This is a genomic window from Nonomuraea sediminis (genome assembly GCF_018531495.1).
Lineage (GTDB): Bacteria > Actinomycetota > Actinomycetes > Streptosporangiales > Streptosporangiaceae > Nonomuraea > Nonomuraea sediminis.
Genome location: NZ_JAHDTI010000012.1, coordinates 166,354 through 179,230 on the forward strand (window position 1 = coordinate 166,354; position 12,877 = coordinate 179,230).

Genomic DNA, 12,877 nt, shown 5'->3' on the forward strand with positions numbered 1-12,877 from the left:
AGCCCTGTTCCTTGATGAGCTGGGCCAGGTAGGCCAGCATGGCGAGGCTGTCTTTCCCGGCGCTGGAGCAGATGATGATCAGGTGGTATTCCGGGGGCGAGGAGCCTGAGGCAGCCGTTGGCGCTGAGATGGATCTTGGTTTGCTCGGTTTGACATAGAAGGAGATATCGAGCACCACGACCTGGGGAAACGCACTGCTGATCGTTATAGAGCCCGACTTATCCCGCATGTTCGAGCCGAAACCAGCCTGCACGTCCTGCGCCCTCGGGTTCGCCCTCGCTGAAGAACCTTCGCCCCGAGCGCCCCTGAGTTCAGCATCGGATGCGTGAATCTCGCGTCTGATGCGAACCCGGGATGGGCCGCCAACCCCCTTGACCTGCTCAAAGAGCGAATCTCTGCAGGTCAGAGCTATATCCGTTGAATTTTCCGCCATTGCTACCGGGACCCCGCTAGGTGGTGTGCCTACGGTCGTCGGTCATGCCTGCGGATTTTTTGTCTGATGAGCAGAGGGCGGCATACGCGGGGTTCATCGAGATGCCGACGCTGCCGTTCTTCTTCCTGGACGCCTTCGACCGGGAAGTGATCGCGCGCTCGCGCCAGGATTCACATCGCCTCGGCGTGGCGATCCAGATCGGGACGGTCCGGCACAAAGGTCTGTTCCTGGAGGACCCGCTCGACGTGCCGTGGCCGGTGGTGGACTACCTGGCCGAACAGTTGGGCATCGGGGACCATCGCAGGTGAAGAAGTACGGGGAGCGGCCGGAGACGGTCTATGAGCACGCGTGGATGATCCGGGACGTTTACGGCTAGCACGACTTCGACGATCGGGAGTCGTGGGAGGGCCGGGTGCTGGCCAAGCGGTTCTTGACGTTCCTGCACGGGCACGCAGGAACGAATGTGTGGTGCCGGGTGGTCGGCGACGAACTGGTGATCACCGCCCGCACCGGCTCCGGGCTAGGGCGGATTGGAACGTGCCTGACCGATATCCAAGGGTCGTAAGGCACGTTGGCGATGTACGGAAGCGTAGTCTGGGAGACCTCCACGCCTCTGCTGGATGGCGGACTCGGACAGGTTGTCCGCGAATGCCCCGCAGTTGTGCGGGCTTGGGTCCGTAACGCCGCACTCCTTCCCCACCGCCATGTCCTGCAGCGGCTGGTCTGCAGTGCAGGCCGTAGCCTGAGGCCCTGGCGTGGCGGCTGATCCCGGCGAACAATACCTTCCAGGGACGGGGAGGGATGATGGTGAAGCGGAGTGTCGCCGCCGCGCTAACGGTTGTGATGGCCGCGGCTGTCAACGTGACCACTGGGATGCTGACCCAGCGCTGGGGCTGGGCATGGCTGGCGGCCACGATCGTGCTGGTCACCGTGGGCGCGGTCAGCCAGGTCTGGCTGACCCTGGCAGACCGCACAGACCGCACAGACCGCACAGGCGGGGCCGAACCGAGAGAGGGTGTCACCGTGACCGGCGACGTGTCGGGCATCGTCTCGACCGGAGCCGACGCGACCAACATCCAGATCAACCCGCCCGGTGCCTGATGGCGTGGAAGATCTGGGTCTGGACCAACAGGGGCATCGTCTCTTCCGGCCCGGACGCCATCAACATCGTCAACAACACCGTCCAGGCTCCGCCGCCGGTTCCGGCCGCCAGCGTGGAGAGCCCGCCTGGCGTCGTGCGGCTGCGTTCGACGCCAGCGGCCACGCGCCTGTTCGTCGGGCGCGGGAAGGAGTTTGCGGCGCTGGCCAAAACCCTCAGAAGGCGCTCCGGCGGGAACGCCCAGGTTCTGACGGGGCTCGGTGGGATCGGGAAGTCCACGCTTGCTGCGCAGTACGCGCTGACACAGCGCGGCAAGCGCAACCCCATCTGGTGGATCGACGCAGAGGATCCGGCCCAGATCGACCTCGGTCTGGAAGCACTCGCCAGGCAGCTGTATCCGGGGAACTCGCCGGAGCGGCCCGTCGAGTGGGCCAAGGAGTGGCTGGCCGGTCACAAGGACTGGCTGGTGATCCTCGATAACGTGACCCAGCCGTCGGTGGTCGCGGAGCTGATCGGCTCGCTTCCCAGCGGGCGGTTCCTGGTGACCAGCCGCCAGACCGTCGGCTGGGAGGGCGTCGCCCCTCCCATCCAGCTGGGCGTGCTGCCCATCCACGAAGCCGTGCAGATGGTGGCCAGGCGCGTGGCCGACCGCGACCTCCTCGACGGCGCCGAGGAGGTCTGCCTGGCACTGGGCGGGCTGCCGCTCGCCATCGAGATGGCCGGCCACTACATGTCTCAGAACCGCGTCCCCGCGCGGACCTACCTGAGGCGCCTTTCTGACTATGACGGCGCGGTGCTGGAGTGGACGCATGCGGGCGGGGAGCTCGACCGGACTGTGAGGTGGACCTGGCAGGTCACCTTGGACCGCATCGCCGCTCAGCACGGGCCGTTACCAATGCGGCTCCTGGGAATCCTGGCCTGGGTCGCTCCCGACGACATCCCGATCAGCCTGCTCCCCGGAGAAGCCGAGATCGCCGTCGGCCACCTCGCCGCATACGGGCTGGTCACCCGGTCGGAAAACACGCTCTCGGTGCACCGGCTGGTGCAGGCGGTCAGCCGGAACCCCGAGTCCCGGCGCGCGGCGGGCCAGGCCCTGCGGACCGCGTGGAAGGACGGACCGGAGCCGTCGAGCCGGCTGGCTCCACACCTCGCCGCGTACATCGCGGCCGGCGGCCTCGCCGAGCTCGACGACGCTTCGGCCTGGCTCGCTGACGCCTTCGGCTTCCACCTGGAGCGCACGGTGTCGGCGCAGGAGGCCATCGCCTTCTTCGAGAAGGCGATGGCCGAGCACGTGGGATCTGACCATCCGGCCCTGCTGTCGATGCGGACGAGCCGGGCCATCCTACGTACGCCACTCGATCCACTCGATGTCACGATCGGCGAGTTCGAGCGGATCGTCGCGGACAAGCAGCGGGTGCTCGGCCCCGGTGATCTCGACACCTTGGAGACCCGGCTCGAACTTGGCAGCCTCTTTGAACGGCGAAAGCAGTACCGTCAGGCCTTCGCCCACTACAGGCAGCTCATCACAGACGCGGAACGAGCCCTGGGCAGGCACCACTCCCTCACCCTGCAGGCCAAGTGGAACCTTGCCGAGGCCTACGTGAACGCGGAAGACCTCAAGTGGCACGTCGGCCACACGTTCCTGGTGCTCTTGCTCTGGTGGGACGTCCTCACCGGCCTCGCGGAGTCCCGCGGCCTCCATGACGAGACGACGCGTGACTTCGGCGTGAGGATCAGGAGGTACGTGACCATGCTCGCGCACGACGATGATCCGAAGACCAGGTGGATCGTCCGCATGTTCAACGCCGGGGCGCACTTCCCTTCTCGCGTGCGGAAGGTGTTGAAAGGGTAGCCGCCGAACATCATCCGCGAGGACCGAGATCCGCTCGGAGTTCAGCCGACAGCAGTCAGAACTCCGCGCTTTCGCCGACCGTCTCGCCACAACGTGCCTCACGTGCCAGACGAGATCATCCTCCTTTGACCTGGGGAAAGAGGTCAGCAACCTAAGATAACCATCGGGCCGTCGATGCAGCGCTCGGTGGCTCGAAGAGCCAGACATCAACGGATGACCTCGCGCACCTGCTCGCCGGTGGGCGGGTCCAAGTCGCGCAGCCGGTTGAGTCCTCATCTCACGAGGATTCAGTGCACGGTGGCGGGCGCGAGCGTGACGCCGTGCAGCCGCTGAAGGTCGGCGGAGAGCCGGGCGGGCCCGTGCTTGGTCTGCCGTCGCAGCGCCTCCAACAGGTCTGCGATGTCCTCTGCGGTGCGGGCCGGGCTCACGTCGGGGCGAGGAGTGGTCGAGCAGGCCGCTATCGCCGTGCGCGCGCCAACGGGCGTACCACTTGGCCAGGCAGCGGCGGGAGATCCCGGCTTCCGCCGCGACGTGCACGTGTGGACGCCCGGCGTCCACACGCTCACATAATCGGCGGCGTCCTTCCGGCGTCAGCCGGGCGGTGGGATGCTCCGACACATCAGCCTGACCGGTGAAGGAGCACCACGGCAGTGGCGTCGTCCCGCTCACCGTCGCGGCCTTCGCGGGCGGCTGCGGGTGGAGCTCGTACGCGCGTACCAGGGTCTCCAGTTCAACGTGGCTGACGGTGTCGTGGATGCCGTCGGTGGTGAGCAGCACCAGTCGGTCGGCAATCTCGGCTTCGCGAACCGTGGCGACGACAGCAGGGGCAAGAGACGCGCGGACCCATGCGTCGTGGTGCTCGGCGATTTCGGCGGGGACGTCTCCGTCGCGCTCGGTCTCGACACGAGCTAGCGCGGCCGCCGCGGTGGTGGCGCCCTCGGCCGCCCGCGCTCGGGCTCGTCCACCAACTGCTGCGCAGCGCCGAGACGCAGCTGCGCGCCCGCGCCAGATCGAGCTGGCTGAGCCCTCTGCGGTGCCGCCACTCGCGCAGCAGCTCACCGACCGGCCGGTCCTGCATCATGCGGTGATTATCGTCCCGTCCCGTCGAGGATCTCGATTACATGCCATGTAATCGACAGGGCCGGGCGGCGGCTGGAACGGTGGCCCGCATGAGCGAAACCAGCCAAGCCGCACGCAACAAGCAACTCGTCGTTGATGGCTTCACCCAGTTCGCGGCGGGGAACATCGACGTGCTCCGCACGCTCCTGCGCGAAGACTTCATCGAGCACAGCCCGGGAAACCCGTCCGGGCGGGAGGCGTTCATCGCGTTCATCGCCCAGGCTCCCGTGGCCCGCGCCCGGCTCGACCTCAAACGGGTCATCGCCGACGACGATCACGTGGTGATGCACTACCACATGACCACACCCGACGACCCGCGCGGCGTCGCCGTCGTCGACATCTGGCGCCTGATCGACGGCCAGATCGTCGAGCATTGGGATGCGGTCCAGCCGGTGCCGGAAGCCGCACAGATTCCCCACGGAATGTTCTGAGCCGATGGGATATCCACGGTTATGGACTGCCCAGCACTTGGGGGGAGGCGGCGCGCCGCGATGGCTTCGGCTTCCTCGGCCGCCACGCGCTGCTTGGCCGGGAATTTGCGCAGCATCTGGGCAAGTCTGCGGAGGATGAGTTTGCTTGATCGATGTCGGCCAGTGTCGCATGGTAGCGACTCCTGCCACGATGTTCGCGATTGCCGTCAGCGTCATGTCGGGGCGTGACGCCGTGTACCGACCTGTGCCGCGTACACGTGAGCAACCATGCGTCCTCGACCCGCGGTTACGCCCGGCTGGGCCGCCCTGACGACGCCGCCTACATCCCCTCACCGATCAGGCAGCACCACGCACAGCGCATCTCGCGCAGGCGCTCCATCACTGCACCTACCTACTACGCCGGGATTGCACAAGTCCTCCTCGAGTACGCACGCCGCTTGAGCTGCATGGATGGGATTTTCGGCAGGCGCAATGTCTGGGCGGTCATCGAGCGCGCTACCCGCCGGGTACGGATTCTCGGTGTCACGGCGCACTCCACCGGGCAGTGGGTCACCCAGCTCCGGCCTCGGCGGGCTCCCGGATGATCCCCGCGCCTACCTGAAAGAATCTGGACGGCGGGCCCTGGCGACTAGGACAGGATGTCGGTGACCAGGGTGATCGATCCGGCCGCCACGAGGAGCAGGGCGATCAGCGTGGCCCGGCCCTTGGGCGTACCCTCTTGGACCGAGGAGCGCCAGTAGAGCAGCGCGCCCGCCAGCACCAGGGCGGCCTCGGCGGCGGCGGTGGCGCCGGGATGGCGCCAGAGCCCCAGCCCGAGCCTGGGTCCCGTACCAGGGATGAGGGCGAGGTCGGCGCGGTGGACGATCAGGTCGAGGACCCAGTGCGAGAACACGACGGCGCCGATGACGACCCCGCCCCTGCGCCCCCAGCGCCGCGCCGCGACCCAGCCGGTGACCCCCGAGATGACCAGCGAACCCACCAGGGAATGGGTGTAGTCGGCGTGGATGATGCCCTCGCCGTATCCGGCGTGAGTGCCGGAGACCGGGTCGATGTGCTCGACGCCCGCGAGCATCAGGGGGATGAACAGGACGTCCAGCCAGACGGCGGCGAGCATCAGTGCCCAGAGGGGCACCGACCGCTGCGTGGACTTGACCACCGCGGCGAGCCCGAAGTGACCGGTGATCATTTGCCCTCGCTTCGCGCGTCGAGCACGCCGATGACGACGCAGAACAGGAGGATGCCGACAACGAACGCCATCTCAGGCCTCGGCTCTGTGTTTGAGTGCTTGGTTGAGGGCGCGGAAGTCGTCGGCGGTTCGGGCGACCGCCCCGCCGAGGAAGGGCGTCAGCAGTCCGGTGAACTTCTCGCTCTGGATCAGGTTGGTGCCACGTGCGGTCCGGTGCAGCACGAACCGGTGCTCGCCGTCGAAAATGCCGGGAATGCCCAGGCTGCCGCGCCAGCACAAGGTTCTGGCGGGATCGGCGATCAGCACGCGCGGGCGGAAGGTGGTGGGCTTGCCGTCACCGCCGGGGAACATGCGCAGGACCAGGATGGCCCCGACCGTGATCTCCCCGGAAGCCTGCTTGATGAACGGGTTCCAGTCGGAATAGGACTTCACATCGGTAAGGATCTGCCAGACCACCTCCGGCGAGGCGGCGATCTCGACAGATTCCGAAATCGAACGCATGTCGCCAACCGTGGTGGAAACCGGGCACCTCGAACAACGCCGATCCAGGCAACGACCGTTAAGCTACGCCGAACGATGGAGAGATACGAGATCGAGGCGTTTCTGACGCTCGCCGAGGAACTGCACTTCGGGCGGGCGGCCGAACGGCTCGGCTTGTCCAAGGCCCGGGTCAGCCAGACGATCAGCAAGCTGGAGCGCCAGATCGGCGCGCCCCTGTTCGACCGGACGAGCCGCGCGGTACGGCTGACGCCGATCGGGCAGACCTTCCGCGACGATCTCGCGCCCGGCTTCGAGCAGATCCGGGGGGCGGTCGAGCGGGCGATGGCGGCGGGGCGGGGGTTCACCGACGTGCTGCGGGCCGGGTTCCTGTGCGCGGCGGCCGGGCAGAACCTGCTGCGGATCGCCGAGAGGTTCCGGCGGGACTTTCCCGAATGCGAGGTCCGCTTCCGGGAGACCCAGATCGGTGACGGGTTCGAAGGGCTGCGGGACGACGCGTTCGACGTGCTGCTCACCACGTTCCCGGTGCGCGAGCCGGACCTGCGCAGCGGCCCGGTGCTGCTGTCGGAGGGGCGCGTGCTGGCGGTGCCGTCAGGCCACCCGTTCGCCCGCCGGTCATCACTGGTCATGGCGGACCTGGCCGGCCAAACGGTCATCGACCTGCCGCACACCCTGCCGGACTACTGGGTCGCTTCGCGGATCCCGGCGCACCTGCGCCATGGCCCGGTGGCCAACACCCATCAGGAGATCCTCACCATGGTGGCCGGAGGCCGGGGAGTCTTCCCGCTGGGCGAGTTCACCGGCCTGTTCTACGCACGTCCAGATGTCGCCCTGGTCCCGATCTCCGACGGACCGCCGCTGGACTGGGGGCTGACCTGGCGCGCCGCGGCGGAAACCGCCCGAATCAGGGCCTTCACTCAATACGCCTGAGTTCATAGGGCGGCCGACTTCTTGGCACCCACAGGCATCGCCCGCATCCTGGCCGCCAAGGCACGGCTCGACGCCGACGAAGGATTCCGGGACTCCGGCGAATGGCTCGACGCCTATGCCGACTCTCTCTACCGCTCTGTCAAGAACGACCGCGACGGGCATTCACTCGCGGCCCGCCTCGACGCCGCCGACAGCGTCAGATTTCTGCTGGAGCTGCTCCGTGCCTGGCCGATGACGTCGGCCAGCCGCGTCGTCAGCATTCCGGCCCAGCGACGAGGTGTTCGCCGACTGGCGGTGGGCGTGCTGTCTCACACGCACCTCGCTCGTCAGCAGGCAGCGCTATCCCCGTGGAGGCGGCGCACCGACCCGTGTCAGGTGGCGGGGGCCTTGCGGTGGCGGCCGCGCTTCTTGGGGGCCTGCTGGTCGTGCTGGCAGATGCCGCACGTGCACGGGAGTTCGCCGGGCTGGTCGGGGTCGGGGCTGATGTACCGGCCGGTGCACGCCTTGTGGTTGCCGGTGGTGAGCCCTCGGACCAGCGCCCGTGCCTGGTGATTGCCGACATGGGGGCCCCGGCCTTGGCCGCTGAGGTGGCTCCGCCGGCGCGCAACCCGTGCGCGGTGTAGTTCTCGGCGTGGTCAAGCCCCGCCGCTCTGGCGGCTTGCTTGACGATGAGGTTGACGGCTTGTGGGCTCAGTCGTGCCCGCTGGCCGCGTCCGGCTGTGCTGCGCGCGCGATCCCCGATGCGGCCGTGGCGGTCGATGGGCCGGAACAGGGCCCCGGTGGTGATGCCGTCCTCGGCCAGCGCGGTGAGCCAGGCGCGCACCACCCGTAGAGGGCAGGTGCTGGCGTGGGAACCGTAGGGGATGGCAACGGTCTCGCCGTGGGCATCCTGGTCGGTCTTGCTGAGCGGGATGTAGACCTCCAGGCCGTCCTCGGTGATGGTGAGGTCGCTGATCTCGACCTCGGTGCTCTCGGAGCGGCGGCCCATGAGCGCGAAGCCGAGCACCAAGATGGCGCGATCGCGCAGCCCTGTCGGAGTCTCGGCAGAGAGCGCGGTAACCATGGCGCGGAGCCGGTCCACCGTGATGGGCGGCGACTTGCGCGGGCGGTGGCCCTCTTGGGTGCGTTCACGTCGGTAGGCGCGCAAGGCCAGCTGCGAATTGCCATCTAAGCGTCAGTTGAAATCGCCACATCCATGTCAGTTTGCTGGTCAGAGGCTGCTTTACGCGGCCGCTTCGTCTAGGCGAATACGCTCTGTTCTTGTTCATCGTGGGTCCACCTGCGGCCGATCATGTCCGAGAGGGACCTGAAGGGGTGAGTCTAGGTGGGCTCTATGCATCGATCCAGAGTTGTGGACTCTATCTCGCGCTGCCAGTGAGCGGCAGGAATGCCGCTCACTGGCAGCGCGTATGCGTTCAACGTGCGTGATTGCCAGGCATGCCAGTCGCATGTGCCACATACCGGCAACCGCTTATCGCTGGAGGTGCTGGTCTTGGTTCGCCGCTTCGTAGCCGTAGGGGACTGCGTCCGTATGTCGGCGCTTGACGTGGGTCCGGTCGCTTGGAGCGGGTAGACCATCTGCCATGCCTGCTCGTTTGTTAGAACGTAACTAGAATACATCGGTATGTCTAGACATATTTAACTGCTGGAGGCGATCAGATCGTCCTCCCGGCGACGCAGTTCCGCGGGGGTTTCCGCCAGCCGCGACATCGCCGCCCGCAGGATCGGCGGCGCCATCAGGCTGGTGACCAGGGCGATGACGATGATCGTCGTGTACATGGGCACAGTGAAGGCGCCCAGGCGTAGGGCAGCGCCGGCGATGACCACCTCGACCGCGCCCCGCGCGTTGAGGCCCGCGCCGACCGCGACCGCCTCCGGCCTGCGCAGGCCGGCAAGCCGCGCGCCGAGGTACCCGCCGCCCAGCTTGCCCGCCACCGCGATGGCCAGCAGGGCGAGCGCGGGCACCAGAACGGCGGGCTGCGCGAGGGTGGTGAGATCCATGCGCAGCCCCGCCGTGGCGAAGAACAGCGGCGCCAGCACGGTCATGACCACGGTGCGCAGCGGCGCAAGCCGTACCGGGCCCGGCTCGCCGCACGAGCCGGCCATGACGCCCGCCACGAAGGCGCCGAAGATGGCCTCCAGGCCCAGTGCCTGGGTGGCGGACGCGCTCAGGAACGAGATCACCACGAAGGCCGCCGGCCCTCCGGCGCGCAGCACGTGCCGGGCGAGGGGACGCAGCACGATCGCGGCGAGCACGACGGCGACGAGCCCGCCGAGGGCGCGTACGGTGCCCAGGCCGAACCCGGCGGCGGCCAGGGAGAACAGCGCCCAGCCGAAGACGTCGTCCACGGTGGCGGAGGCCAGGGTCAGGTGGGCCACGTCGCGATGGAGCAGGTCCATGTCGGCCATGGTCTTGGCGATGACGGGGATGGCGCTCACGCACATCGCCACGCCGAGGAACATCGCGAACGGGCTCCACCCGGCCATCGCGACTCCCGCGGCCAGCCCGCCGGCCAGGGGGATCACCAGTGCCACGAGCCCGATCGCGGCCACGGCGCCGCTCCTGCGGCGTACCAGGCCCAGATCCAGGTGCGCGCCGGTGAGCGCGACCAGCAGCAGCACGCCGAGCTGGCCGACGTCTTCGAGCAGCGGGCCCGGGCCGGAGAACAGGGGGGCGAGCGCGACGCCGGCGGCCAGCTCGCCCACGACGGGCGGCATGCCGAGGCGCCGGGCGAGGCGGCCGAGCACGACCGCGGCGAGCAGCAGGACGGCGACCTGTGTCAAGGACTGCATGCCGCGAGCGTGGGACCAGGGGCTATCGCGGCCCTATCACCCGTCCAACTGCCGCCAGGTGCGGTGAGCGATCAGCGGGAAGAGGGTCGCAGCGAAGCACAATCCGGCCGTGGCCAGCAGCGCGATCCGCAGGCCCGACGCCTGGACGGCGACGCCGCCGAGCAGGCTGCCGAGCGGCATCCCGGCGAACGCCACCGCCGTGGCGACGCCGAAGACCCGGGCCTGCAGTCTCTCGGGCACCCGTTCGTACATGACGGTCGCGATGACCGGATTGGCCGCCGACACGCCGATCCCGGCCGCGAACATGACGCAGGCCACCAGCGCGATCGACGAGCTGAGCCCGAGCGTCAGGAACCGCGGCCCGCACGCGAGCAGGAAACCCACCGAGAAGGTCAGGTAGCGGGGTAACCGCTCGGTGAACGCGATCACCACCAGGTTCCCCGCCGCGGCGCCCAGCGCGAACGCGGCCGAGCAGATCCCGATCGCGACGGGCGAGCCCGCGACGTCGCGCGCCCACACCGGGATGTAGACCGACAGGGCGGCGGTGTCGAACAGGTTGATCGCGAACATCATCGCCACGATGGACACCACCAGCGGATCACGCCACGCGTGCCGCACCCCCTCGCGCAGCGCGCCCAGGTACTTCGGGTGCTCCCGGTCCGCTGCGGCCCCGGTGCGCACGAGCGCCCCCACCAGCACCGCGCACACCACGAACGACGCCGCGTCGATGAGGATCACGGCCGGCGCGCCCAGCCAGGCCACGAGCACCCCCGCGGCCAGCCCCCCGGCCAGCGCGCTGCCGCGGCTGATCCCGTCGTAGACGCTGGTCGCCCGCATCATCGCCATCCCCGAACGCTCCACCGCCGCGGGCAGCAGGACGCGCTTGGAGATGTCGCCCACCCCGCGCAGCGCGCCCGCGAGCGCCACCAGCACGGCTAGCGCCCCGAACCCGGTGCGGTAGGCGAACGGCAGCGCCCCCACCACGACCGCGCTGAGCGCGTCGGCGGCGATGGACACCCGCCGGGCGCCGAGCCTGTCGACGATCGGCGCCCCGAGCGCGCCCGCCGCCACGTACGGCACCATCTCGATCGCCGCCGCGGCGCCGGTGAGCGTCGGGCTGCCGGAGGTCACCAGCACCAGCCAGGGCAGCGCGATGAGGCTCATCCTGCTGCCGGTGAGCGAGATCGCCTCGGCTCCCAGCAGGCCGATCAGGGACATGGACCGCATGCCCTCGAACGTAACAAGATCAACAAAGTCCCTCAATGCCGGTATCGGTCTGGAAAAGGAGCGCGATAACGCGCCAATAGGCGCACGGCTTGGCATGAGGCCATGCCCATCAACCGCAACGAGGTCGAGTTCTCCGCCGGCGGCAACCGGCTGGCCGGGACGATTCACCTGCCCTCCACCCCGCCGCCGTGGCCGGGCGCGGTGATCGTGCACGGGTCGGGCGCGACCGGCCGCGACGGGGCCGAAGCGAGCCTGGCGCCAGTGGTGGCGCACCTGGCCGGCAGCGGGATGGCCGTGCTGGCCTACGACAAGCCCGGCGTGGGCGCCTCGAGCGGCCACTGGACGGAGCAGTCCTTCGAGGACCGGGCGCGCGAGACCCGCGACGCCGTCGCGTTCCTGGCCGCCTGGCCGGGCGTACGGCCGGACGCGGTCGGGCTGTGGGGGATCAGCCAGGGTGGCTGGATCGCCCCGATGGCCGCCGCCGGGCCCGGCTCCGGGGTGGCGTTCGTGGTCGTCGTGTCGGCGTGCCCGATCACCCCCGCCGAGCAGGTCGCCTGGCTGCTCGAACACGACATGCGGCAGGAGGGCGCCGCGGAGCGCGAGATCGCGGCGGCGCTGGTCGCGCTCAAGGAACGCACCCGCGCCATGGCCGGCCCCGCCTCCGCCGCGCGCATCCTCGCCGACGAGCGGCGCGCGTACGGCGACGCCCCCTGGTACTGGCGCTTCGAGTCGCCGCCGGAGGAGGTCGACTTCATGCGCGCGATCTGGCACTTCGACCCGATGCCCGTGCTCGAGCGGCTCACCTGCCCCGTGCTCGCCGTCTGGGGCGCGCTTGACGTGCACATGCCCGTGCACGAGTGCCTGCGCCTGTTCGGCGCCGCGCTGGGCGCCGCCCGGCTGCCCGGCTTCCGCCTCGAGCTGTACGGCGGGGCCGACCACCGCATCCGGACGCCTGAAGGCGACTTCGCGCCCGGCTACCTGCCAGGCATGACCCAGTGGCTGTCACAAGTCCTGTCCTGACCAGACCGATCGACGAGAGGAACGCGATTCAGATGACAGACGAGCGCGAGTACCTGGTGGTGCTCAACGACGAGGAGCAGTACTCGATCTGGCGCGCCGACCGCCCGGTGCCCGACGGCTGGCACGGCGACGGGACCCGCGGCAGCCGCGAGGAGTGCCTGGCGCACATCGAGCGGGTCTGGACCGACATGCGGCCCCGCAGCCTGCGCCTGCGGATGGAGCAGGGCATATGAGCGAGCTTGCCGAGGTCATCAATAGACACAGCACCTTGGTCATGAGACCGACGAAG

The 12,877-nt window shown here is 69.0% G+C and carries 14 protein-coding genes and 1 pseudogene; 8 read left to right on the top strand and 7 right to left on the bottom strand.

The features are described 5' to 3' along the window. Positions 1-534 precede the first annotated feature (534 nt). From KIK09_RS40665 to KIK09_RS40675, 3 genes are all read left to right on the top strand, one after another. Entirely contained in the window at positions 535-741 is a 207-nt protein-coding gene (locus tag KIK09_RS40665; RefSeq protein ID WP_250574580.1) for a DUF4158 domain-containing protein, read from the top strand. 553 nt (positions 742-1,294) lie between these two features. After that, positions 1,295-1,534, top strand: a complete 240-nt coding sequence (locus KIK09_RS40670) for a hypothetical protein (protein WP_214324834.1) — start codon at positions 1,295-1,297, stop codon at positions 1,532-1,534. Next, complete coding sequence (locus tag KIK09_RS40675; protein ID WP_214324835.1) at positions 1,534-3,384, top strand: tetratricopeptide repeat-containing protein; 1,851 nt, start codon at positions 1,534-1,536, stop codon at positions 3,382-3,384. The genes KIK09_RS40670 and KIK09_RS40675 overlap by 1 nt, the downstream gene beginning before the upstream one ends. A gap of 287 nt (positions 3,385-3,671) precedes the next feature. On the opposite strand, the gene KIK09_RS40680 is transcribed toward KIK09_RS40675, so the two are convergent. After that, positions 3,672-3,812, bottom strand: a complete 141-nt coding sequence (locus KIK09_RS40680; RefSeq protein WP_214324836.1) for a hypothetical protein — start codon at positions 3,810-3,812, stop codon at positions 3,672-3,674. Between the two features lie 19 nt (positions 3,813-3,831). After that, a pseudogene (locus KIK09_RS60770) lies at positions 3,832-4,161 on the bottom strand (helix-turn-helix domain-containing protein); the annotation flags it as partial. Here KIK09_RS60770 and KIK09_RS40685 point away from each other — a divergent pair. Together KIK09_RS40685 and KIK09_RS40690 are read left to right on the top strand one after the other, a co-directional pair. Then, positions 4,081-4,296 (top strand): hypothetical protein, encoded by a 216-nt coding sequence (locus KIK09_RS40685; protein ID WP_214324837.1) that lies wholly within the window; start codon positions 4,081-4,083, stop codon positions 4,294-4,296. The pseudogene KIK09_RS60770 and the gene KIK09_RS40685 overlap by 81 nt on opposite strands. Positions 4,297-4,553: 257 nt before the next feature. Continuing rightward, the gene (locus tag KIK09_RS40690; protein WP_214324838.1) at positions 4,554-4,934 is read left to right on the top strand and encodes a nuclear transport factor 2 family protein; all 381 of its coding nucleotides are present in this window, start codon (positions 4,554-4,556) and stop codon (positions 4,932-4,934) included. 628 nt (positions 4,935-5,562) lie between these two features. On the opposite strand, the gene KIK09_RS40695 is transcribed toward KIK09_RS40690, so the two are convergent. Both KIK09_RS40695 and KIK09_RS40700 read right to left on the bottom strand, forming a co-directional pair. Further along, positions 5,563-6,120 (bottom strand): permease, encoded by a 558-nt coding sequence (locus KIK09_RS40695; RefSeq protein ID WP_214324839.1) that lies wholly within the window; start codon positions 6,118-6,120, stop codon positions 5,563-5,565. Between the two features lie 72 nt (positions 6,121-6,192). After that, the gene (locus tag KIK09_RS40700; protein ID WP_214324840.1) at positions 6,193-6,621 is read right to left on the bottom strand and encodes an SRPBCC domain-containing protein; all 429 of its coding nucleotides are present in this window, start codon (positions 6,619-6,621) and stop codon (positions 6,193-6,195) included. A 75-nt stretch (positions 6,622-6,696) separates the two neighbouring features. Here KIK09_RS40700 and KIK09_RS40705 point away from each other — a divergent pair, with 75 nt between their 5' ends. Continuing rightward, the gene (locus tag KIK09_RS40705) at positions 6,697-7,548 is read left to right on the top strand and encodes a LysR family transcriptional regulator (protein ID WP_214324841.1); all 852 of its coding nucleotides are present in this window, start codon (positions 6,697-6,699) and stop codon (positions 7,546-7,548) included. A 253-nt stretch (positions 7,549-7,801) separates the two neighbouring features. Here KIK09_RS40705 and KIK09_RS40710 read toward each other — a convergent pair whose 3' ends face one another. The 3 genes from KIK09_RS40710 to KIK09_RS40720 all read right to left on the bottom strand — a co-directional run bounded on the left by KIK09_RS40710 (position 7,802) and on the right by KIK09_RS40720 (position 11,568). Beyond that, complete coding sequence (locus KIK09_RS40710; RefSeq protein WP_214324842.1) at positions 7,802-8,695, bottom strand: site-specific integrase; 894 nt, start codon at positions 8,693-8,695, stop codon at positions 7,802-7,804. 491 nt (positions 8,696-9,186) lie between these two features. After that, on the bottom strand, positions 9,187-10,341 hold the full coding sequence (locus KIK09_RS40715) for a cation:proton antiporter (RefSeq protein ID WP_214324843.1): 1,155 nt from the start codon (positions 10,339-10,341) through the stop codon (positions 9,187-9,189). 36 nt (positions 10,342-10,377) lie between these two features. Next, positions 10,378-11,568 (bottom strand): MFS transporter, encoded by a 1,191-nt coding sequence (locus KIK09_RS40720; RefSeq protein ID WP_214324844.1) that lies wholly within the window; start codon positions 11,566-11,568, stop codon positions 10,378-10,380. A 102-nt stretch (positions 11,569-11,670) separates the two neighbouring features. Here KIK09_RS40720 and KIK09_RS40725 point away from each other — a divergent pair, with 102 nt between their 5' ends. Both KIK09_RS40725 and KIK09_RS40730 read left to right on the top strand, forming a co-directional pair. After that, complete coding sequence (locus KIK09_RS40725) at positions 11,671-12,588, top strand: alpha/beta hydrolase family protein (protein WP_214324845.1); 918 nt, start codon at positions 11,671-11,673, stop codon at positions 12,586-12,588. A gap of 32 nt (positions 12,589-12,620) precedes the next feature. Beyond that, complete coding sequence (locus KIK09_RS40730; protein ID WP_214324846.1) at positions 12,621-12,821, top strand: MbtH family protein; 201 nt, start codon at positions 12,621-12,623, stop codon at positions 12,819-12,821. Positions 12,822-12,877: the final 56 nt, after the last annotated feature.

Coding starts and splice junctions, on each gene's coding strand:
- KIK09_RS40665 (WP_250574580.1), top strand. CDS start 535: ATGCCGACGCTGCCGTTCTTCTTCCTGGACGCCTTCGACCGGGAAGTG.
- KIK09_RS40675 (WP_214324835.1), top strand. CDS start 1,534: ATGGCGTGGAAGATCTGGGTCTGGACCAACAGGGGCATCGTCTCTTCC.
- KIK09_RS40690 (WP_214324838.1), top strand. CDS start 4,554: ATGAGCGAAACCAGCCAAGCCGCACGCAACAAGCAACTCGTCGTTGAT.
- KIK09_RS40695 (WP_214324839.1), bottom strand. CDS start 6,120: ATGATCACCGGTCACTTCGGGCTCGCCGCGGTGGTCAAGTCCACGCAG.
- KIK09_RS40700 (WP_214324840.1), bottom strand. CDS start 6,621: ATGCGTTCGATTTCGGAATCTGTCGAGATCGCCGCCTCGCCGGAGGTG.
- KIK09_RS40705 (WP_214324841.1), top strand. CDS start 6,697: ATGGAGAGATACGAGATCGAGGCGTTTCTGACGCTCGCCGAGGAACTG.
- KIK09_RS40715 (WP_214324843.1), bottom strand. CDS start 10,341: ATGCAGTCCTTGACACAGGTCGCCGTCCTGCTGCTCGCCGCGGTCGTG.
- KIK09_RS40720 (WP_214324844.1), bottom strand. CDS start 11,568: ATGCGGTCCATGTCCCTGATCGGCCTGCTGGGAGCCGAGGCGATCTCG.
- KIK09_RS40725 (WP_214324845.1), top strand. CDS start 11,671: ATGCCCATCAACCGCAACGAGGTCGAGTTCTCCGCCGGCGGCAACCGG.
- KIK09_RS40730 (WP_214324846.1), top strand. CDS start 12,621: ATGACAGACGAGCGCGAGTACCTGGTGGTGCTCAACGACGAGGAGCAG.